21 protein-coding genes are annotated in these 20,363 nt (G+C 73.5%); 3 read left to right on the forward strand and 18 right to left on the reverse strand.

The window, feature by feature from the left end; all coding sequences use genetic code 11:
- Nucleotides 1–45: 45 nt before the first annotated feature.
- The 8 genes from AA0005_RS12430 to infC all read right to left on the reverse strand — a co-directional run bounded on the left by AA0005_RS12430 (nucleotide 46) and on the right by infC (nucleotide 7,729).
- Nucleotides 46–831 carry an SDR family NAD(P)-dependent oxidoreductase gene (locus AA0005_RS12430; RefSeq protein WP_413450485.1) on the reverse strand — a complete coding sequence of 262 codons (786 nt, stop codon included), beginning with the start codon at nucleotides 829–831 and terminating at the stop codon, nucleotides 46–48.
- The gene (gene pheT / locus AA0005_RS12435) at nucleotides 824–3,409 is read right to left on the reverse strand and encodes a phenylalanine--tRNA ligase subunit beta (RefSeq protein WP_413450486.1); all 2,586 of its coding nucleotides are present in this window, start codon (nucleotides 3,407–3,409) and stop codon (nucleotides 824–826) included. The genes AA0005_RS12430 and pheT overlap by 8 nt, the downstream gene beginning before the upstream one ends.
- Nucleotide 3,410: 1 nt before the next feature.
- Nucleotides 3,411–4,478: a phenylalanine--tRNA ligase subunit alpha gene (gene pheS, locus AA0005_RS12440; protein WP_413450487.1), complete on the reverse strand. Its 1,068-nt coding sequence runs from the start codon at nucleotides 4,476–4,478 to the stop codon at nucleotides 3,411–3,413.
- A gap of 263 nt (nucleotides 4,479–4,741) precedes the next feature.
- Nucleotides 4,742–5,377 (reverse strand): RNA 2',3'-cyclic phosphodiesterase, encoded by a 636-nt coding sequence (gene thpR / locus AA0005_RS12445; protein WP_413450488.1) that lies wholly within the window; start codon nucleotides 5,375–5,377, stop codon nucleotides 4,742–4,744.
- A gap of 36 nt (nucleotides 5,378–5,413) precedes the next feature.
- Nucleotides 5,414–6,343: a TrmH family RNA methyltransferase gene (locus tag AA0005_RS12450; protein ID WP_413450489.1), complete on the reverse strand. Its 930-nt coding sequence runs from the start codon at nucleotides 6,341–6,343 to the stop codon at nucleotides 5,414–5,416.
- Nucleotides 6,344–6,351: 8 nt separating this feature from the next.
- Nucleotides 6,352–6,732: a 50S ribosomal protein L20 gene (gene rplT / locus AA0005_RS12455; RefSeq protein ID WP_413450490.1), complete on the reverse strand. Its 381-nt coding sequence runs from the start codon at nucleotides 6,730–6,732 to the stop codon at nucleotides 6,352–6,354.
- Between the two features lie 24 nt (nucleotides 6,733–6,756).
- Nucleotides 6,757–6,951 (reverse strand): 50S ribosomal protein L35, encoded by a 195-nt coding sequence (gene rpmI / locus AA0005_RS12460; protein WP_110852242.1) that lies wholly within the window; start codon nucleotides 6,949–6,951, stop codon nucleotides 6,757–6,759.
- Nucleotides 6,952–7,033: 82 nt separating this feature from the next.
- Entirely contained in the window at nucleotides 7,034–7,729 is a 696-nt protein-coding gene (gene infC / locus AA0005_RS12465; RefSeq protein WP_413450491.1) for a translation initiation factor IF-3, read from the reverse strand.
- Between the two features lie 171 nt (nucleotides 7,730–7,900).
- Here infC and AA0005_RS12470 point away from each other — a divergent pair, with 171 nt between their 5' ends.
- Both AA0005_RS12470 and AA0005_RS12475 read left to right on the forward strand, forming a co-directional pair.
- Nucleotides 7,901–8,569, forward strand: coding sequence for a hypothetical protein (locus AA0005_RS12470; RefSeq protein ID WP_413450492.1), 669 nt, complete (start codon nucleotides 7,901–7,903; stop codon nucleotides 8,567–8,569).
- Nucleotides 8,566–9,303, forward strand: coding sequence for a S1 family peptidase (locus AA0005_RS12475; RefSeq protein WP_413450493.1), 738 nt, complete (start codon nucleotides 8,566–8,568; stop codon nucleotides 9,301–9,303). Before AA0005_RS12470 ends, AA0005_RS12475 begins: the two co-directional genes overlap by 4 nt.
- Before the next feature lie 4 nt (nucleotides 9,304–9,307).
- Here AA0005_RS12475 and AA0005_RS12480 read toward each other — a convergent pair whose 3' ends face one another.
- From AA0005_RS12480 to AA0005_RS12525, 10 genes are all read right to left on the reverse strand, one after another.
- Entirely contained in the window at nucleotides 9,308–10,108 is an 801-nt protein-coding gene (locus AA0005_RS12480; protein ID WP_413450494.1) for an SseB family protein, read from the reverse strand.
- Nucleotides 10,105–10,836: a bifunctional 1-(5-phosphoribosyl)-5-((5-phosphoribosylamino)methylideneamino)imidazole-4-carboxamide isomerase/phosphoribosylanthranilate isomerase PriA gene (gene priA / locus AA0005_RS12485; protein ID WP_413450495.1), complete on the reverse strand. Its 732-nt coding sequence runs from the start codon at nucleotides 10,834–10,836 to the stop codon at nucleotides 10,105–10,107. Before priA ends, AA0005_RS12480 begins: the two co-directional genes overlap by 4 nt.
- Before the next feature lie 36 nt (nucleotides 10,837–10,872).
- Entirely contained in the window at nucleotides 10,873–11,520 is a 648-nt protein-coding gene (gene hisH, locus AA0005_RS12490; RefSeq protein ID WP_413450496.1) for an imidazole glycerol phosphate synthase subunit HisH, read from the reverse strand.
- Nucleotides 11,521–11,593: 73 nt separating this feature from the next.
- A complete protein-coding gene (locus AA0005_RS12495) occupies nucleotides 11,594–12,130 on the reverse strand; it encodes a hypothetical protein (protein ID WP_413450497.1) in 537 nt (178 codons plus the stop codon).
- A complete protein-coding gene (hisB, locus tag AA0005_RS12500; protein WP_413450498.1) occupies nucleotides 12,127–12,732 on the reverse strand; it encodes an imidazoleglycerol-phosphate dehydratase HisB in 606 nt (201 codons plus the stop codon). The genes AA0005_RS12495 and hisB overlap by 4 nt, the downstream gene beginning before the upstream one ends.
- Complete coding sequence (locus tag AA0005_RS12505) at nucleotides 12,729–13,859, reverse strand: histidinol-phosphate transaminase (protein ID WP_413450499.1); 1,131 nt, start codon at nucleotides 13,857–13,859, stop codon at nucleotides 12,729–12,731. Before AA0005_RS12505 ends, hisB begins: the two co-directional genes overlap by 4 nt.
- Nucleotides 13,860–13,911: 52 nt before the next feature.
- Complete coding sequence (locus tag AA0005_RS12510; RefSeq protein ID WP_413450500.1) at nucleotides 13,912–14,667, reverse strand: ABC transporter ATP-binding protein; 756 nt, start codon at nucleotides 14,665–14,667, stop codon at nucleotides 13,912–13,914.
- Nucleotides 14,664–15,746: an iron chelate uptake ABC transporter family permease subunit gene (locus AA0005_RS12515; RefSeq protein WP_413450501.1), complete on the reverse strand. Its 1,083-nt coding sequence runs from the start codon at nucleotides 15,744–15,746 to the stop codon at nucleotides 14,664–14,666. Before AA0005_RS12515 ends, AA0005_RS12510 begins: the two co-directional genes overlap by 4 nt.
- Nucleotides 15,739–16,725 (reverse strand): ABC transporter permease, encoded by a 987-nt coding sequence (locus AA0005_RS12520; protein ID WP_413450502.1) that lies wholly within the window; start codon nucleotides 16,723–16,725, stop codon nucleotides 15,739–15,741. The genes AA0005_RS12515 and AA0005_RS12520 overlap by 8 nt, the downstream gene beginning before the upstream one ends.
- Nucleotides 16,726–16,784: 59 nt before the next feature.
- The gene (locus AA0005_RS12525; RefSeq protein WP_413450503.1) at nucleotides 16,785–17,795 is read right to left on the reverse strand and encodes a siderophore ABC transporter substrate-binding protein; all 1,011 of its coding nucleotides are present in this window, start codon (nucleotides 17,793–17,795) and stop codon (nucleotides 16,785–16,787) included.
- A gap of 344 nt (nucleotides 17,796–18,139) precedes the next feature.
- Between AA0005_RS12525 and AA0005_RS12530 the strand changes: the two genes are divergently transcribed.
- Entirely contained in the window at nucleotides 18,140–20,317 is a 2,178-nt protein-coding gene (locus tag AA0005_RS12530) for a RecQ family ATP-dependent DNA helicase (protein ID WP_413450504.1), read from the forward strand.
- The last annotated feature ends 46 nt before the right edge of the window (nucleotides 20,318–20,363 follow it).

Consider the following 20,363-nt stretch of genomic DNA (forward strand, 5'->3'; position numbering starts at 1 on the left):
CGGGTCCGTCACGGACCCGAACCCCTCACGTTCGTCCCGGAGCTGCTAGACGATGCGCAGGCGGCGCTCGTCGCCGGACAGGCCACGCGCGACGAGCTCGCGCAGCGACTCCGGGGTATCCGTGCCGGCCCGGACGTAGCAGCCCGACAGCGCGTCCAGCTCTCCGCGGGCGATCGCGACGACGAGCGCGACGACGTCGGCCGGGTCGGTCCACTCGGTGCGGCCCTCGTGCAGGCGCATCGAGCCGGTCATGTCGGTGCGCACGACCCCCGGCGCGAGCTCGAAGGCCCGCAGGCCCCGCTCGAAGCCGGCCTCGTGCAGCGCCCCGCCGATGCGGAACAGCGCCGTCTTGGACACGGTGTAGGCGGTGGCCTCGGCGAAGTCGCGGGTGCCGGAGCCGGAGTTCACGTCGATGACCCGGCCGCCGCCGCGGGCGAGCATCCCCGGCATGACGGCGTGGGCCAGGAGGAAGGGCCCGCGCACATTGGTCTCGACGACCGACCACCACCGCTCCGGGTCGGCCTCCCACAGCGGCACCTCGGCGTCGATGACCCCGGCGTTGTTGACGAGCAGGTCGACCGACCCGAGCTCCTCCCCCGCACGGCGCACCGCCTCCTGGACGGCGGCGGCGTCGGTGACGTCGACGGCGAGGACGACGGCGCGGCGCCCGGCCGCCCGAACCTCCTCCGCCGTCGACTCCAGCAGCCGCTCGTCGCGGGCGAGGAGGGCGACGTCCAGGCCCGCGCGGGCCAGGCCGATCGCGAGCTCACGGCCGATGCCGCGGGAGGCCCCGGTGACGAGCGCCGTCTGGGCGGCGGCGACCTCAGCCACGGAGCACCGCCCCGACCCGCTCGGTGGCGAGCGCGACGATCCGCTCGCGCACCGCGGCGGTCTCCTCCGCCGTCAGCGTGCGGTCCGCGGCGCGCAGCCGCAGCGCGAAGGCCAGCGACTTCTTCCCCTCACCGAGCTGCTCGCCAGTGTAGACGTCGAAGAGGCGCACCTCCTCACCGAGCTCTCCGGCGCCCTCGCGGACGACGTCGAGCACCTGGGCGGCGGGCACGGCGTCGTCGACGACGAGCGCGATGTCCTCCTTGCCCGGCGGGTAGGTGGACACCGGCGTGGGCTGGACCGGCTGGTCACCGGCGGCCGCGGTGAGGGCGTCGAGGTCGAGCTCGAAGGCGACCGCACCCGGGGGCAGGTCGAAGGCGGCGACGACGCGCGGGTGCAGCTGGCCGGCGTAACCGACAACCTGCCCACCGGCGGACACCGCGGCGCACTGGCCGGGGTGCCAGGGGGCGCGTTCGGCGGCGGCGAGCTCGACGCTCACCCCGACCGCGCCGGCCACCGCGTGGACGGCGTCGACGGCGTCGGCCCAGTCGGCGCTGCGGCCCGGGCCGCGCACGCCGTCGGGGACGACCTTGCCGGTGAGGACGCCGGCGACGTGCCGCGGCTGGTGCGGGACGGCGTCGTGCAGGGCCGCGATCTCCTCCTCCGAGGGGCGGCGGTCCACGCCCGGGGAGGACGCGACGCCGACCCCGCCGGGGCGGGTGACGAGCCCGAGCTCGAAGACGCGGGTGTCCTCGAGGCCGCGGCTGACGTTGCGGCGCGCGGTGTCGAGGAGCGTGTCGAGCAGGGTGGTGCGCATCGCCGGCGCGTCCTCGGCCATCGGGTTGGCCAGGCGCAGGGTCAGGCGGCGCTCGTCGTCCGCCGGGAGCTGCTGGCGGTCGTGGCTGTCCCCGATGAACGGGTAGGACAGCACCTCGACGAGCCCGTAGTCGGCCAGGGCGCGGGCGACGTCGCGGCGGTGCCGCTGGCCCGGGGTGAGACCGCGGCCGGCCGGGGCGGCGGGCAGCAGCGAGGGGATCGCGTCGTAGCCCGCGAGGCGGGCGACCTCCTCGACGAGGTGGGCCGGGCCCACGAGGTCGGGCCGCCAGCTCGGCGGGGTCACGGTGAGGACGCCGTCGGCGTCGGGCTCGCTGACGCTCGCACCGATCCGGGTGAGGAGCTCGACGACCTGCTCGGCCGGGTAGTCGACGCCGGTGAGGCGGCGCGGCTCGTCCAGCCGCATCCGCACGGGCGCGGGACGCGAGGTGGTGTCGAGGTCGCTGACCGCCGGGTCCGCCGTGCCGCCGCCGTACTCGACGAGGAGGTCGACGGCGCGCTGGGCGGCCACGGCCTGCAGCTGCGGGTCGACGCCGCGCTCGAAGCGCTTGGCGGCCTCGCTGGGCAGCTTGTGCCGGCGGGCGGTGCGGGCGACGGAGACGGGGTGGAAGTGCGCGGCCTCGATGAGGACGTCGGTGGTGCTCGTGCCCACCTCGGTCTCCGCCCCGCCCATGACGCCGGCGAGGCCGAGGACCCGGCTGCCGCGGGCGCCGTCGGGCGAGTCGGTGATGAGGAGGTCCTCGGGGTGCAGGGTGCGGCGCACGTCGTCGAGGGTGGTGAGCTCCTCCCCCGCGGCGGCGCGGCGCACGACGATCGGCGCGCTCACGGTGGCGAGGTCGTAGGCGTGCAGCGGCTGGCCGAGGTCGAGCATGACGTAGTTCGTCACGTCGACGGCCAGCGAGATCGGGCGCATGCCCGCCTGGACGAGACGCTCGGTGAGCCACGACGGCGAGGGCGCCGACGGGTCGATGCCGCGGACGATGCGGGTGACGAAGCGGTCGCAGCCGACGGTCCCGCTCAGGGGCGCGGCGTCGTCGACCTCGACGGCGAAGCCGTCCTCGGTGGCGGCCGGTGGCGGGCCGGCGGGCAGGTTCTCTGGCAGGCCGGGGTCGGTGAAGGCCGCCCCGGTCGCGTGGGAGTACTCGCGGGCGACGCCGCGCATGGCGAAGCAGTAGCCGCGGTCGGGGGTCACGTTGATCTCGAGAATCTCCGCGCCCAGGCCGAGGAGCGCGATCGCGTCGGTGCCGGGCTCCGGCGTCGGGACGTCGGGGAGGAACTGGCCCAGCACGATGATGCCGTCGTGGTCCTCACCGAGGCCGAGCTCGCGCGCGGAGCAGATCATGCCGTCGGAGGTGTGCCCGTAGGTCTTGCGGGCGGCGATGTGGAAGTCGCCGGGCAGCGTGGTGCCGGGCAGCGCGACGACGACGTCGTCTCCGACGGTGAAGTTGTGGGCGCCGCAGACGATGCCCCGGGAGGGGACGTCCGCGGGCTCCTTCCCCTCGCCGGGGGCGTCGTTGTGCTCGGGGCCGACGTCGACGCGGCAGTAGTTGATCGCCTTGCCGTTCTTGTGCTCCTCGGTCTCGATCGAGAGCACGCGGCCGACGACCAGCGGGCCGGTGACGGCGGGCGGGATGATCTCCTCCTCCTCCAGCCCCACGCGCACGAGATCGGCGGCGAGGTCGGCGGCGGTGGTGCCCTCGGGCACGGCGACGTGGTCGGCGAGCCAGGTCAGCGGGACGTACGGCATGTCAGTGCCCCTTTCCGGTGGTGCCGAACTGGAGGGAGAAACGGACGTCGCCCTCGACGATGTCGTGCATGTCAGCGATGCCGTGACGGAACATGAGCGTGCGCTCGGTCCCCAGGCCGAAGGCGAAGCCGGTGTAGACGTCCGGGTCGATGCCGGCGGCGATGAGCACCTGGGGGTTGACCATCCCGCAGCCGCCCCACTCGATCCAGCCGGGGCCGCCCTTCTTCTGCGGGAACCACAGGTCCATCTCGGCGCTGGGCTCCGTGAAGGGGAAGAAGCTCGGGCGTAGGCGGGTGCGGGCCTCGGGGCCGAACATCGCGCGGGCGAAGTGGTCCAGCGTGCCCTTGAGGTGGGCCATCGTCAGGCCCTTGTCCACGGCCAGACCCTCGACCTGGTGGAAGACCGGGGTGTGGGTGGCGTCCAGGGCGTCGTTGCGGAAGGTCTTGCCCGGGCAGGCGATGTAGATGGGCAGCTCGCGGCTGAGCATGGTGCGCGCCTGCACCGGGGAGGTGTGGGTGCGCAGCACGAGACCGGGGGTGTCCTGCTCGGACGTGCCCTGGACGTAGAAGGTGTCGGCCATCTGCCGCGCGGGGTGGTCCGGGCCGTGGTTGAGGGCGTCGAAGTTCAGCCACTCGTGCTCGACCTCGGGGCCCTCGGCGATGTCCCAGCCCATGGCGGTGAAGAAGTCGCCGATCTCCTCATGGAGGATCTCCAGCGGGTGGCGGGCCCCTCGCGGGCGCCGCTCGACCGGAAGGGTGACGTCGACGCGCTCCTCGCGCAGCCGGCGCTCCTCCTCCACGACCTCGAGCTCGGCCTGCCGGGCGGCGATCGCCTTCTGCAGGCGGCCGCGGGCCTGGCCGAGGAGCTTGCCGGCGGTGGCCTTGTCCTTCGGCTCCAGCCGGCCGATCTCGCGGTTGGCGAGGGTGAGCGCGGCGTGGTCACCGGTGTGGGCCAGGCGCGCGGCCTTGAGCTCCTCCAGCGTGCTCGCCGCCGCGACGGCGGCCAGCGCCTCCTCGACGGCTGCTGCGACGCCGTCGGCGTCGAGCGGGGACAGGGGTGGGGTGGTCATGCGAACCTTCCGAGCGTCGTCGTGCCTGTCGGCATCCAGCACAGGACTGTAGTCGTGCTGCCCGCTCGGGCTGCGCGCGCGTGTCAGCGCAGGACCCGAACGGGCCCACTAAATCGACGACCACCGCGCATGGCCCAATCCTCCCACACGCCCACTTCCCGCCGACAGCACACTTACCGCCGACAGCACAGTTACCGCCGACAGCACAGTTACCGCCGAGAGCACAGTTACCGCCGACAGCACAGTTGCCGCCGAGAGCACAGTTACCGCCCGAGCCGGAGCGTGGCGACGACCTCGTGCTGAGGACCACCACCCCGGCCCGCACCGAGCTGGGACCGGACGAGCTCGATCTCCCCGGCCTCCCACTCGGGCCCGCGGTAGACGGACAGCGCGTGGGCGAGCGCGGGAAGGTCGACCGACGGCGCCCGCGGGGGCTCACCGCGCCGGGACCGCCGTCGCCGGTCCGCGTCCTCGCGGTGCTGGCGAGCACTGAGCCGGGCGACGGTGAGGTGGGCCCGGTTGCGGTCGCGCGGCTCGTGATGGGAGACGCCCTCGGCCGCGGCACCGCAGTCGGCCATGAGGCGGACGAGCGCCGCCTCGTCGTCGAGGGCACGGACCCCGACCCACAGGGTCGCGCGGGAGAAGATTCCGGCGCCGGCGAGCTGCAGCCGGAGCGGGTCGTACTCACCAGCGACGGCGGTGAGCGTACCCGCGAGATCCTCCAGCGCGCCGTCGGGAACCTCGCCGTAGAAGGCGAGCGTCACGTGCCGCTGCTCCGGCGCGACCCACCGCAGCGGCGGCGGACCGGCGCCGAGCCAGGGCGGTGAGACGGTGTGCAGCGCCTGCTCGAGGTGGTCGAGGACCTCGGCCGGAGGGCGCAGCGCGGCGAAGAGGCGCATCTCGGCATCGTCCCACGGGCGCCGGGCCGGGGCGCCTCAGCGGCGCTGGGCGCGGGCCGAGGCGTAGAGGCAGAGGGTCGCCGCAGTGGCGACGTTGAGGGACTCGGCCAGGCCGTGGATCGGGACAGCGACGACGGCGTCGGCCAGGTCCCGTTCCTCGTCGCGCAGGCCGTGGGCCTCGTTGCCGAAGAGCCACGCCGTCGGCCGGCGCAGGTCGGGCACGGCGATAACTGTGCTGTCGGCGGTAACTGTGCTGTCGGCGCTAACTGTGCTGTCGGCGGTAAGTGTGCTGTCGGCGGTAACTGTACTGTCGGCGCGGGGAGGGAGGGTGGCGAGGAGGGCGTGGTCGGCGAGCTGGTCGAGGTCCCACTCGCCGTCGGCGGCGGCGGCGAGGACCTGCACCCCCTGCTCCCGCAGCGAGGCGACCGTCCCGGCCAGGTCCTCCACCAGCACGACGGGCAGGTGGAACAGGGAGCCGGCGGTCGAGCGCACGACCTTCGGGTTGTGCGGTTCCACGCTGCCCGGACCGAGCACGACGGCGTCGGCCCCCGCGGCGTCGGCGGCGCGCACGATCGTGCCGAGGTTGCCCGGGTCGGCCGCCCACGGCAGCACGGCGACCAGGCGCGGGGCCGCGGCCGGCAGGACGGCTGGCTCGGCGTGGACGACGGCGAGCACGCCCTGGGCGTCCCCGCTCATCGCGGCGAGCACCTCCGCCGTCGCCAGGTGGGTGTGCCGCACCGCGGACCGGGCGGCGGCGAGGATCTCCGGGTAGCGCTCGGCGGCGTCGGTCGAGAGGTAGAGGTCACGCACGCGGTCGGGCGCGTGGAGCACCGCCTCGCGCACGCCCTGCGGCCCCTCGACGAGGAACTGGCCGTGGCGCAGACGCGCCGAACGCCCGGACAGCCGCTTGACCATCCGCACCCGATCGGATCGGGGGTTGGTCAGCAGGTCCGGGCGTTCGGTCATGAGGAACGTCAGGCGGCGGGCGCGTTGACGTCCTCGGGCAGGTTGGCCTTGGCCACCTCGACGAGCTTGGCGAATGCCGGTGCGTCGTTCACCGCGAGCTCGGCGAGCATGCGACGGTCGACCTCGACACCCGCGGCCTTGAGGCCCTGGATGAAGCGGTTGTAGGTCATGCCCTCCGCGCGGACCGCAGCGTTGATGCGCTGGATCCACAGGCGGCGGAAGTCACCCTTGCGGGCCTTCCGGTCGCGGTAGTTGTAGGTCAGGGAGTGAGTGACCTGCTCCTTGGCCTTGCGGTACAGACGCGAGCGCTGGCCGCGGTAACCGCTGGCGCGCTCGAGGGTAGTCCGGCGCTTCTTGTGGGCGTTGACCGCCCGCTTGACGCGTGCCACGTCGTTCTCCTTAGGTAGGGCGGCTTACTTGCCGAGCAGCTTCTTGATCTTGGGGGCGTCCGCCGGCGAGACCGCCTTGTCCATGGCCAGACGGCGGGTCCGCTTCGACGGCTTGCCCTCGAAGAGGTGCCGGCGGTTCGCCTGCTCGCGCATGAGCTTGCCGCTACCGGTGGTGCGGAAACGCTTCTTGGCACCGGAGTGCGTCTTGTTCTTCGGCATCGTCTTCCTCATTCGGGCCGTGCGCGGGCGCACGACCGTGTCTGCCGGCTGACCGCCGGCTCCTGGCGTTGCGTAGCGGCTGCTACGCCTCCTGCTGCTCCTCGTCGGGCACCTGGGCGGTGTCCTCCGTGGTGGTCTGCTCCTGAGCGGCGCGGTCGGCCTCCCGCTTGTCGCGGGCGCGGCGCTGATCACTCCTGCCGCCCTGCTTCTTCTTGTGCGGGCCGATGACCATCGTCATGTTTCGGCCGTCAAGACGCGGTGCGCTCTCCACGGAGCCGAGGTCGCTGACCTCCTCCGCGAGACGCTGCAGCAGCCGCATCCCCATCTCCGGGCGCGACTGCTCGCGGCCGCGGAACATGATCATGACCTTGACCTTGTCGCCGCCCTCGAGGAACCGCACGACGTGACCCTTCTTGGTCGCGTAGTCGTGCGGGTCGATCTTGAGGCGGAACCGGATCTCCTTGAGCGCGGTGTTGACCTGGTTGCGACGGGCGTCGCGCGCCTTCTGGGCCGACTCGTACTTGAACTTGCCGTAGTCCATGAGCTTGGCCACGGGCGGGCGCGCATCGGGGGCGACCTCCACGAGGTCGAGATCGGCCTCCTGGGCCAGACGCAGGGCGTCCTCCACACGGACAACGCCCACCTGCTCGCCGCCGGGTCCGACAAGACGGACCTCCGGCACACGGATGCGGTCGTTGATACGGGGCTCGCTGATGTGCTGCTCCTCCTGCTCGTCGCTGTCTGCGCACGAAGAAGGCCTCCGTCCGCAGGTGCGCACGGAGGCCTCACAGGGGTCGCTGCACGGTGTCACCCGTACCGAGGAGCTGGCTCCTCAGCGACCTGACCCGGACTCTGTCGCTCTTGCGAGACGGTCGAGACGAGGTGGGAGAATCTCCGCTTGCACACCGGAACGTCCGTCCCGGTCGGTCAGTCTGAGAGACTATCACGTATGAGCAGCCGGACGCACAGGGACGAGGGCCCCGAGACCGCCCCCTCCCCGAGCGTACCCGGCGAGTTCCCGGTCACCGCAGGCCGGGCGACGGGCGGCGGTGGGCAGCATCACGGACGGCGGCGGCGCTGGGGCGTCGTTGCCCTCGCCGCCGCACTCGTCCTGGCGCTGGCCGCCGCGGGCTACCTCCTCGTCGTCGCCCGCTCGTGGCAGGAGCGGGCCGAGTCCCTGGAGGACACCGCGCGCGAGCTGGGTGGCGAGCTCGGGCAGGTTCGCGCGGAGCTCGAGGAGTCCCGCAGCACGCTCGCCCTGGTGGAGAGCCAGCTCGAGGCGGCGCAGGGCCAGATCCACGAGCTCGCCGACGCCGTCGCCCAGTCCGGTGACGACCGCGAGGTGCAGCGACAGGTGCTCGAGTACCAGGCCCAGCTCTCGGCGAGTGCCGCCGCCGTCGCCGGGGCGATGGACCAGTGCATCACCGGCCAGGAGAACCTCATCGCCCACCTGGAGGCCGCGGCGCGCCCCACCCCCTCGCCGTCGCCGTCGGCCTCCCCCGACCAGCCGGACGAGCCCGAGGTCGACGTCGCCGCGCTGCGCGAGCAGGTCGACGGCGTGTGCGCGCAGGCGGACGAGGCGCACGCCGGCCTGCAGGAGAGGTTGGAGGACCAGTGAGGCCCGCCCGCCGCGTCGCGCTCGCCGCCGCCACCCTCGCCGTCCTCGCCGGCTGCGGGGCGGTGCCGACGATGCCCGGCCCGCTGCCTACCGACTTCGTCCCCGACGTCGAGGCGCCCCACCTCGCCGACCCCGGCGCGCTGTCCGCCAACGGCGTGGACGCGGCCGAGCGGATGGCGGTGCGGATCCGCAACGTCGGCTGCGGGGAGCTGACCACCGGCTCGGGCTTCGCCCTCGACGAGCGCACCGTCATCACCAACCGGCACGTCGTCGCCGACGCCGACCGCCTCCAGGTCACCACCTACGACGGGCGGGAGATCGACGCGGTCTCCGCCGGCGTCGCCGACGTCGCCGACCTCGCGCTCGTGCGCACCGCGGAGCCGCTCACCGCCGTCCCCGGTCTGGCGGAGGTGGATGCCGCCGTCGGTGAGGAGATCACCGTCGTCGGCTACCCCCGCGGCGGGAAGCTGACGACGGCGGCCGGTTCCCTCCTCGGCTACGAGCTCGACACGCTCGGCTCGGACCTCGGCATGGTGGGCCGGTCGACGGCGCGGGTGGACCACGGCTCCTCGGGCAGCGCGGTGCTCAACAGCGACGGTCAGGTCGTCGGTGTCGTCTACGCGATGGACGCGTGGGGCAACAGCTACCTCGTCCCGGTGAGCACCCTGCACGACCTCCTGTCCGAGGAGGCCTTCGAGCCGATCACCTCGTGCCGGGACGCGGCGGACGGCTGAGCGGTCAGCCGGTGACGGCCATCGGGTAGAGCTCGAGGGAGTCGACCCGGTCGGTGAAGACGAGGTCGGCGCTCAGTGCCTCCTGGGCCCGGGTGACGGCATCCATCATCTGCTCGCGGCTCAGGCCCGGGGCCAGGGCGAGGAGGGCCCGCAGCTCGCTGCGCTCCCCCCGCTCGAGGCGGACGGCGGTGAGCTCGGTGATCCCGCGCAGCGCGTTCACCGCGACCTGGGTGAGCTCGGGGTCCTGCCACGAGGGCAGCCAGCGCTCGTTGTGGACGATCGCCCAGACGGCGGGACGGCCGAGGAGCACGGTCACCGGGCCGGCGGCGTCGAGCACGAGCATGGAGTCGGCGTCGGAGACCGAGGCGAGCGCGGCACGCACGCCCTCGACGGGGACGGGGCGGGCGGTGGGGTCCCAGGCCTGCATCCGCTCGACGGAGCTGAAGACGGGCAGGGCGGCCCGGCCGTCGGGGGTGCGCACGGAGACCATGGCCGCCGAGGCGCAGGCGTCGGCCTGGGCGTCGCCCGAGCCGTGCTTCGTGTGGGCGGCCACCGTGCCGTCCTCGGTGACGCCGGGGTGAGCGTGCGCGACGACGGGCACGATGACCCGCGCCGTGCGCAGGACGTCGGCGACGGCGACGGCGCGCTCGGCCTCGTCCTCGACCGCGAGCGCCGCGACGAGCTCGGCCGGGGCGGTGCCGTCGTCACCGGAGAAGGGGTTGGGCTTGAGGGTGCGGCCAGACCAGGGCTGGCCGGCGGAGTCCGTCTTCCCGCCGGGCATCATCTCGGGAGGCAGCGGGCTCACGGACGCCCCGCGACGTCCAGGGCCTCGGGCAGCGTGAAGGCGCCCGCGTACAGGGCCTTGCCGACGATCGCGCCCTCGACGCCGGCGTCCACGAGGGTGCGCAGCGCCGCGATGTCCTCGAGGGAGGAGACGCCGCCGGAGGCCACGACCGGCGCCTCGGTGCGCTCGCACACCTCACGCAGTAGCTCGAGGTTCGGGCCGCTGAGCATGCCGTCCTTCTTGACGTCGGTGACGACGTAGCGGGCGCAGCCGTCGGCGTCCAGGCGCGCGAGCACGTCCCACAGGTCCCCGCCCTCGCGGGTCCAGCCGCGCGCGGCGAGGGTCGTGCCGCGCACGTCGAGGCCGACGGCGATGCGGTCGCCGTGGCGGGCGATGACCTTGGAGGTCCACTCGGGGTTCTCGAGCGCGGCGGTGCCGAGGTTGACGCGGCGGGCGCCGGTGTCCAGGGCCCGGGCGAGGCTCTCGTCGTCGCGGATGCCGCCGGAGAGCTCGACGGCGACGTCGAGGTCGGAGACGAGCCCGGCGAGCAGCTCGGCGTTGGAGCCGCGCCCGAAGGCGGCGTCGAGGTCGACGAGGTGGATCCACTCCGCGCCCTGCTCGGCCCAGGTGCGGGCCGCCTCCCCCGGGTCGCCGTAGGAGGTCTCGGAGCCGGCCTCGCCCTGGACGAGGCGGACGGCCTGGCCGTCGACGACGTCGACGGCAGGGAGCAGCTCAAGGCGGGGGGACATGCACATTCTCCTCGGTCGGCGCGACGCGCGGGTGCGTCAGCGCAGGGTGCTCAGCCAGTTGCGGAGCAGCTGGACGCCGGCCTCGCCGGACTTCTCGGGATGGAACTGGGTGGCCGACAGCGCGCCGTTCTCGACGGCGGCGACGAAGGGGGTGCCGTGCTCGGCCCAGGTGACGAGCGGCCGCTCCAGCGGGGAGCCGGACTCGAAGTCGCTCGTCGGGTCCTCCTGCACGGCGTAGGAGTGGACGAAGTAGAAGCGCTCGTCCTCCAGGCCCTGGAACAGGGTGCTGCCCTCGGGGGCCTTGACCGGGGACCAGCCCATGTGCGGGACGATCGGGGCCTCGAGGCGGTCGACGGTGCCGGGCCACTGGTCCAGGCCGGAGGCGTGCTCCCCGTGCTCCTTGCCGGCCGCGAACATCACCTGCATGCCTACGCAGATGCCCAGGACGGGCCGTCCGCCGGCGAGGCGGCGCTCGATCATGCGGGGGCCGCCGACCTCGCGCAGCTGACGCATGACGGCGGCGAAGGCCCCGACACCGGGGACGACGAGGCCGTCGGCGTCGGCGACGACGTCGGGGTCGGAGGTGAGCTCGACCTGGGCGCCGGCCCGCTCGAGCGCCCGGACGGCGGAGCGGACGTTGCCCGAGCCGTGGTCGAGGACGACGACGTTCGGCTGGCTGGTCACCGGAAGAGTCTACGCGCTCCCCCGGGCACCTCGGGCGCAGTGATGCGAACATCACCGCGGCCGGGGCGACCGGTCAGGGGCGCGGCTTGCGCAGGCCCTTGGCGAACATCCGCGCCGCCTTCCAGCGCGGCAGGTCCCCGGAGCGCGCGTGACCCGGGACGTCGGCCACGCGGACGCGGCCCAGGACCAGGTCCTCGACGACGTCGTCCGCGCCGGCGAGCACGAGCCCGACGGCGACGTCCTCCCCGCGCTCCCCGCCGGCGTAGCGCCGGGCGGTGAGCTGGCCGGACAGGCCGCGCTCGAAGCCGGCGTCCTGGGCGAGGGAGGAGGTGATGAGCACGACCCCGGCCTTGGTGAGCCGCGACAGGGTGCGGGCCACCTCGTCGGCCGCGGCGGGAACCTCGTCACCGGGGGCGCCGAGGAGCTCGCTGATGTCCCAGTCGTCCGCGGGCGGCGCCTCCGGGGCAGGCTCGAGCTCGACGACCGCGACCGCGCCGGAGCGGGAGGGGACGACGTGGACGTCGACGTCCTGCATCGCGCACAGGCCCGCGAGCGCCGACGCCGAGGCGACGGGCGTGAGGACGACGGCGACCGACGGGATCTCGCTCACAGCGCCCCCTTGGTCGAGGGGATCCCCTCGACACGCGGGTCGGGCGCGACGGCGAAGCGCAGGGCGCGCGCCACGGCCTTGAACTGGGCCTCGACGATGTGGTGCGGGTCGCGGCCCCCGAGCACGCGCACGTGCATGGCGATGGCCGCGTGGTGGGTGATCGACTCGAAGACGTGCCGGGTCAGGGAGCCGGTGAAGTGGCCGCCGATGAGGTGGTACTCCTGTCCCGCGGGCTCGCCGCTGTGGACGAGGTAGGGCCGGCCGGACACGTCGACCACGGCCTGGGCCAGGGCCTCGTCCAGCGGCACGAGCGCGTCACCGAAGCGGGCGATGCCGCGCTTGTCCCCCAGCGCCACCTTGAGCGCGTCGCCCAGCGTGATGGCGACGTCCTCGACGGTGTGGTGCGCGTCGATGTGGGTGTCACCGGTCGCCCGGACGGTGAGGTCGATGAGCGAGTGCTTGCCCAGCGCGGTGAGCATGTGGTCGTAGAAGGGCACCGTCGTCGAGATGTCGGTGCGGCCGTGGCCGTCCAGGTCGAGCTCGACGACGACGCTCGACTCCGACGTCGTGCGCTCCAGTCGCGCGGTTCGCGTCCCAGTCACAGCCCGAGCACCTCCTGTAGGGCCGCCCGGAAGGCGGCCATCTCCGCAGCGGTACCGATCGATACCCGCAGCCATCCTGGCGGACCGACGACCCGGATGAGAACTCCCCGGTCCAGCAGCCCCTGCCACACCCTCTCACGGTCCTCGAGGTGGCCGAAGAGGACGAAGTTGGCGTCCGAGTCCGCGACCGTGAAGCCCTGCTCGCGCAGCCAGGTGACGGTGCGGTCCCGCTCGGCACGCAGCTCGGCGACCTGCGCCATGAGCTCCCCGCGGTGGCGCAGCGCCGCCCGCGCGACCGCCTGGGTGACGGCCGACAGGTGGTAGGGCAGGCGCACGACGCGGAGCACGTCGACGAGCTCCGGCGCGGCGGCGAGGTAGCCCACGCGCGCGCCGGCCAGCCCGAAGGCCTTGGACATCGTCCGACTGACGGCCAGGTGCGGGTAGCGGTCGAGCAGGCTGAGCGCGCTCGGGGTGCCCTCGCGGCGGAACTCCGCGTAGGCCTCGTCGACGACGACGACGCTCGCCGTCGGTGCGCCGTCGGGGCCCGCGGGTCCGGTGGTGCGCGCCGCCTCGGCGACCGCCTCGATCGTCGCGAGCGGCAGCGCGGTCCCGGTCGGGTTGTTCGGGCTGGCGAGGAGGACGACGGCGGGCCGGTGCTCGGTCAGCTGGGCGACGGCGTGGGCGGGGTCGAGGGTGAAGTCCTCCTCGCGGCGTCCGGCGACCCACGCCGTCATCGTGTCGCGCGCGTACTCGGGGTACATCGAGTAGGTCGGCGCGAAGGACAGCGCCGTGCGCCCCGGCCCGCCGAAGGCCTGGAGGAGGTGGAGCATGACCTCGTTGGAGCCGTTGGCGGCCCACAGGTGCTCGGCGCGCAGGCCGGTGGCCCCGGACTCGACGGCGAGGTACTCGGCCAGGTCCGCGCGCAGGCCGAGGAAGTCCCGGTCCGGGTAGCGGTTGAGGCCGCTCCCGGCCTCCGCGACGGCGGCGGCGAGGTCGGCGACGACGGCCGCCGACGGCGGGTGCGGGTTCTCGTTGACGTTGAGGAGGACGGGCACGTCGAGCTGCGGTGCGCCGTAGGGCTGGAGGCCGGCGAGGTCCGGCCGCACCGGGAGGGAGGTCTCAGGCACGTTCGCCAGTCTATGACCGCCGGCGGCGCGCCCGGGGGCCGCGTCCAGGTCCTCAGTAGTAGACGGCCAGCGCCCCGTTGGGCCCGTCGATGACCTGGACGGGGGTGTCGAAGACCCGGGTGAGGACCGGCTCGGTCATGATCGACTCGCAGGTGCCGAACTCGGCGACCTTGCCGTCCTTGACCGCGCAGATGTAGTCCGCGTAGTGGCTGGCGAAGTTGATGTCGTGGAGGACGACGACGATCGTGCGGCCCAGCTCGGCGGCGGCCCGGCGCAGGTGCTTCATCATCTGCACGGAGTGGCGCATGTCGAGGTTGTTGAGCGGCTCGTCGAGGAGGACGAACTCGGTGTCCTGGCACAGCACCATGGCGACGTAGGCGCGCTGGCGCTGTCCGCCGGAGAGCTGGTCGAGGTAGCGGTCCTCGAGGTCCCCGAGCTCGAGGAAGTCGATGGCCTCGCTGACGAGCTCCTCGTCGAGCGCGGTGAGTCGGCCCTTGGAGTAGGGGAAGCGGCCGAAGGCGACGAGCTGGCGGACGGTGAGCCGGGTGATGAAGTGGTTCTCCTGGCGCAGCACCGAGACGATCTTGGCGAGGTCCTTGGAGGCCGTGCTCGTCACGTCGTAGCCGGCGATCTCGATCGTGCCGGCGTCCAGGCCGAGCAGGCGCCCGATCATCGTGAGGAGCGTCGACTTGCCCGCCCCGTTGGGGCCGATGAGGGCGGTGATGCCGCCGGCGGGGATCGTGAGGTCGACGGGGCCGATGACGACCTCGCTGCTGTAGTCCTTGCGGACGTCGCTCAGGGTGATCACAGGCGTCCCTTTCGCAGGATGACGACGAGGAAGACGGTGCCGCCGACGAGCTCGATGATGATCGAGACGACGCCCTGGGCGTAGAAGACGTGGTTCATGACGAAGTACGCGCCGGCCAGGACGACGAAGCCGACGAGCACGGCCACCGGGAAGACGTGGCGGTGGTCGTGGGTGTCGGCGAACTGGTAGGCGAGGGTCGCGACGAGGAAGCCGAAGAAGGTCATCGGCCCGACGAGGGCGGTGGAGACGGCCATGAGGACGGCGACGAGGAGCAGCACCTTGACGAGCTCGGCGCGGTGGCTCAGGCCCAGCGACGTCGTCGCGCCCTTGCCCAGGGCCAGCACGTTGAGCCGCCGGGCGCGCGCCCAGAGGAGGCCGCCGGCGACGAGGACGAGCGGGACGGCGACGGGCAGGTAGGAGGCGTCGGCCTTGGTCACCGAGCCGAACAGGCGGGCGGTGAGGACGTCGAACTCGCTGGGGGTGAGCAGCCGCTGCATGAAGGTCGAGACCGAGCCCAGCCCGCCGCCGATGACGATCCCGATGAGGAGCATCACGTGGAGGTTCCCGTACTTGCCCGACAGCAGCCAGCCGTACAGCGCGACAGCCAGCCCCACCATGAGGACCACCTGGAGGACGAACTGCGGCACCCCGGTGAGCGCGACGATGCCGGCGGCGCCGAGGAAGTAGACGGCCGCCGTCTGCACCGCGACGTACAGGGACTCGAAGCCCATGATCGAGGGCGTGATGATCCGGTTGTTCGTCACCGTCTGGAAGCTCACGGTGGCGATCGCCTGGCAGAACGCGACGATCGCCATGACGAGGACGTTCTTCAGCCGCAGCTGGACGATCCGCCAGAAGCCGTCCGAGCCGAAGGGCATGGGGTTGTCCCACATGACCAGCCCGGCCGCGAGGGTGAGCGCGAGGACGGCGAGCGTGACGACGACGGCCGCGTACCGCCGTCGGGCACGGGCGGTGGGCAGCGGCCCGGAGGCGCGGCGGCGCGGCGCGGCGGCCGGCAGCGGGGGCGTGGTCCGCGCGGGGGTCGTGGTCCGCGGCGCCGCGGGCAGGAGGCTAACCACGACGACGCTGCCGGAGGATGAGCAGGACGAAGACGGCGGCGCCCAGGACGCCGAGGATGAGGGACACGGGCACCTCGAAGGGCATGATGATCGTCCGGCCGACGAGGTCGCAGGCGGCGACGATGCCGATGCCGAGCAGGCAGACCCACGGCAGGTTGCTGCGCAGGTCGTCGCCGCGGACGAGCGAGACGATGTTGGGGACGATGAGCCCGAGGAAGGGCAGGTTGCCGACGACGACGGTCACCACCCCGGTGGCGACGGCGATGAGGCCGGTGCCGAGGAGGACGACCTTGTTGTAGTCGAGGCCGACGTTGGTCGCGATCTCCTTGCCCAGGCCAGCGACGGTGAAGCGGTCGGCGGCGATGAACACGACGACCACGACGACGGCGACGATCCACAGCGGCTCGTACTGGCCGCGGAGGACCGAGGTGAAGCTGCCGGCGAACCACACGCCCAGGCTCTGGAGCATGTCGGTCTGCAGGGCGATGAAGGTCGACACCGAGCCGACGACGGCGCCGAGCATGATCCCGACGATCGGCACGATGAGCGAGGAGCGCAGCGAGACGCGGCTGAGGAAGAGGAAGAAGAGCATCGTGCCGACGAAGGAGGCGACGATGGCTCCGCCCATCCGGGCCGCGATGCTCGCCCCGGGCACGAGGATGGTGACCGCGAGGAGACCGAGACCGGCCCACTCGGTGGTGCCCGTCGTCGTCGGCTCGACGAAGCGGTTCTGCGTGAGGAGCTGCATGACCAGCCCCGACATCGCCATCGCGGCGCCCGCGAGGACGAGCGCGATGGTCCGCGGGACGCGGGTGATGGCGAACATCTCCCCGCCGTCCTCGGCACCGACGACGTCGTAGACGCCGGTGAAGAGGGAGGCGAGGAGGAGGACGCCGACGACGGCGGCCCCGACCAGGAGCCGCCAGTCGAAGAGCCGGCCCGCGGAGCGTGCCCGGGGCCCGGCGTCGGTGGTTGTCATCGTCATCCTCGAAGAAGTGCGACGGTGGGGCCGGCTCGCGCCGGCCCCACCGGGCGGTGTCAGCGTGCGGCCTCGAAGGCGTCGGCCAGGGTGTTGAAGAACTCGGTGTAGGTCTGGATGCCCTCGTTGGTGTAGGTGTCCGCGGGCATGTAGACGAGCTGGTCCTCCTGCACGGCGGTGACGCCGGTGAGCGCCTCGGAGCCCTCGAGGACCTCGGCGGCCGGGGCGTACTCCGGCTCGTCCGCGGCGACGGCCGCGTCACGGTCCATGACGAGGATCCAGTCCGGGTTGGAGTCGGCGATGGCCTCGACGGAGATGTCGTCGCCCTGGTGGTCCTCGCTGGCGTCGGGGACCTCGAGCGCCGGGGTGAGGTCGAGGACGTCGAAGACCGGGCCGAGGGTGCGGCCGGTGCCCGGCGCGGAGTAGCCGATCTCGCCGCCGGAGGTGATGACGGCCATGACGGTGTCGGCGGAGTCGTAGGCCTCGCGGGCCCGCTCGATCGCGGCGTCGAGGTCGGCGTTGAGCTCCTCGGCCTCGGCCTGCTTGCCGAAGATCTCGCCCAGCACCGTGGTCTGGCGCTTGAGCTCGTCGGTGAAGAGCTCGCCGTCGCGCGGGTCGAGCTCGAGGACGACGGCCTCGGGCGCGAGGGAGACGAAGTCGTCGTGGTAGTCGGCGAAGCGCTGGCCGTTGATGATGAGGTCCGGCTCGGCGGCGACGACGGCCTCGAGGTCGGGCTCGCGGTGGTTGCCGAGGTCGATGATCGACTCGTCCTGCGCGTAGGGGATGGTGTCGGGCATGAGGGCCACGGCGGCGGCGCTCAGCTCGACGTCCCACGCGGCGAGGGTCTCGAAGGTGCGGTTGTCGGTCGCGACGACCGACCGCGGCGGCGTGGTGATCGTCTGCGTGCCGTTGTTGTCCTCGACCTCGACGGACGTGGCGGTGGCGGTGGCCTCGGCACCTGCGTCGGTGTCGGTCGCGTCGGCCTGCCCGCAGGCGGCGAGCGCCAGGACGGCGACGACGGCTGCGCCGGTGACGCGCACCGGGCGGCGAAGAGGGGAAGCGATGCTCATGGGTGTCCTTCACTCGTGGGCTGGGACCGGTGGCGCCGGGCCGGCCTGTGGGGCCAATCTAACTGTTAGGTAAGCCTTACCTACAAGCCCTTGACCCAATTTTGTCCCGGTGGCGTTGCGTAATTCATGCCAAGGGAGGAGCGAACTCCGCACAGTGGCGCCGTTCGCGCCCCAGTGGGCCGGTTGTCGAATTGGCCGGTGCTGTGACACACCTCACCGGCGCGGCGCCCTGCCCGCGCGAGCGACAAGAGCCGGATTCCTCCGGATCGCCCGACTTCTCGCCCCGAGACGGGAGGTCGGTGGGCCGTGGGAGCGTAGGGGCAGGAGGCGACATGGACACAGGGATGACGACAGAGGCGCGGGCGCAGGCCGCGCTCCAGGAGCTCGTGGGCCGGCCGGACGCCCGGCTGCGGGCCGACCAGTGGCGGGCGATCGAGGCGCTCGTCGTCCACCGGCGGCGCGCCCTGGTGGTGCAGCGCACCGGCTGGGGGAAGTCGGCGGTGTACTTCGTCGCCACCGCGCTCCTCCGTGCCGGTGTCGAGGGGCGTCCGCCCGCGGGGCCCACCGTCATCGTCTCCCCCCTCCTCGCGCTCATGCGCGACCAGATCGCCGCCGCCGCCCGCGCCGGCATCCGCGCGGTCACGGTCAACTCGGCGAACGTCACCGAGTGGGACGCCGTGCACGCCGCCATCGCTGCCGGTGAGGTGGACGTCGTCCTGTGCTCCCCGGAGCGGCTCAACAACCCCGGCTTCCGCAGCGAGGTGCTGCCGCAGCTCGCCGCCAGCGCCGGTCTCGTCGTCGTCGACGAGGCGCACTGCATCTCGGACTGGGGCCACGACTTCCGCCCCGACTACCGCCGCATCCGCACGCTGCTGGAGGACCTCCCGGCCGGGGTCCCGGTGCTCGCGACCACCGCCACCGCCAACGACCGGGTGAGCGCCGACGTCGCCGAGCAGCTCGGCACCGGCGAGGACGGCGACGTCCTCGTGCTGCGCGGCTCGCTCGACCGGGAGTCGCTGCGGCTGGGCGTGCTGCGCCTCCCGGACCAGGCGCAGCGGGTGGCCTGGCTCGCCGAGCGGATGGCCGCCTGGGAGGGCTCGGGGATCGTCTACACGCTCACCGTCGCGCAGGCCGAGCAGGTCGCCGAACAGCTGCGCGCCGCGGGGCTGGAGGTGGACTCCTACACCGGGCGCACCGAGCCGGCCCGGCGCGAGCAGCTCGAGGAGGACTTGCGCGCCAACCGCCTCCGCGCGCTCGTCGCGACCTCCGCGCTCGGCATGGGCTTCGACAAGCCCGACCTCGCCTTCGTCGTCCACCTCGGGGCGCCCTCCTCCCCCATCGCCTACTACCAACAGGTGGGCCGCGCGGGACGCGGCGTCGACCGCGCCGACGTCGTCCTCCTGCCCGGCCCGGAGGACCGCGACATCTGGGCCTACTTCGGCTCCCTCGCCTTCCCGCCGGAGCACTCGGTGCGGGAGGTGCTCGCCGCGCTCGGTGACGAGCCGCTGTCCACGGTGCGCCTCGAGCCCCTCGTCGACCTCCGCCGCACCCGCCTCGAGACGATGCTCAAGGTGCTCGACGTCGACGGCGCGGTCGAGCGGGTGGGCGGCGGGTGGCGCTCCACCGGCCGCCCCTGGGAGTACGACGCCGAGCGCTACGCGCGGGTGGACGCCGCCCGCGAGCGGGAGCAGCAGGCCATGGTCGACTACGTCGGCCTGGGCGCCGGGCAGTGCCGGATGGCCTACCTCCGCGCCCAGCTCTCCGACCCCGAGCTCGAGCCCGGCTGGCGCTGCGGGCGCTGCGACCTGTGCGGGGGCCTGTCCCTCGACGCGACCGTCGACGAGCAGCGTCTGGAGCAGGCCCGCGCCGTCCTCGACCGGCCGGGCGTGGACGTCGCCGCCCGGCGGCAGTGGCCCACGGGCATGTCGGCCGTCGGAGTCCCGCTCCAGGGACGCATCCCGGCCGAGGAGCAGGCGGCACCCGGCCGGGCGGTCGCCCGGCTCGACGGCCTGGGCTGGTCCGCCGCGCTGCGCGAGATGCTCGAGCCCGCACCGGACCGGCCCGCGGGCCGGGAGGCCCGGGGCGGGCACGACGGCGAGCTGCCGGTGGGGCTGCGCGGCGCCGTCGAGCGCGTCCTCACCGACCAGCTGGCCGCGGTCCGCGAGGCGGGCGGGCAGGTCGAGGGCGTCATCGTCGTCTCCTCGGCCACCCGGCCCCGGCTGCTCGACCACCTCGCGCGCGGCGTCGCCCACCTCGCCCAGGTGCCGCTCGTCGGAGCGGTCTCCCCCGACCCGAACCGCCCGCCCGGGCGGCACGACGTCAACTCCGCCACGCGGCTGGCGGGCGTCCACCAGCGGCTGCGGCTCGAGCTGGGCGAGGCGGCACTCACGGGTCTGCCCGGCCGCTCGGTGCTCCTCGTCGACGACTACACCGACTCCGGGTGGACCCTCACGGTCGCCGCCCGGCTGCTGCGGCAGGCCGGCGCGGCAGCCGTGCACCCCTTCGTCCTGGCCCAGCGCTGAGCGGCGCCGGACCGTACGATCCCAGGACGCGCCCCACCGGAGGAAG

It is taken from the genome of Georgenia phoenicis (assembly GCF_047302425.1).
GTDB lineage: Bacteria > Actinomycetota > Actinomycetes > Actinomycetales > Actinomycetaceae > Oceanitalea.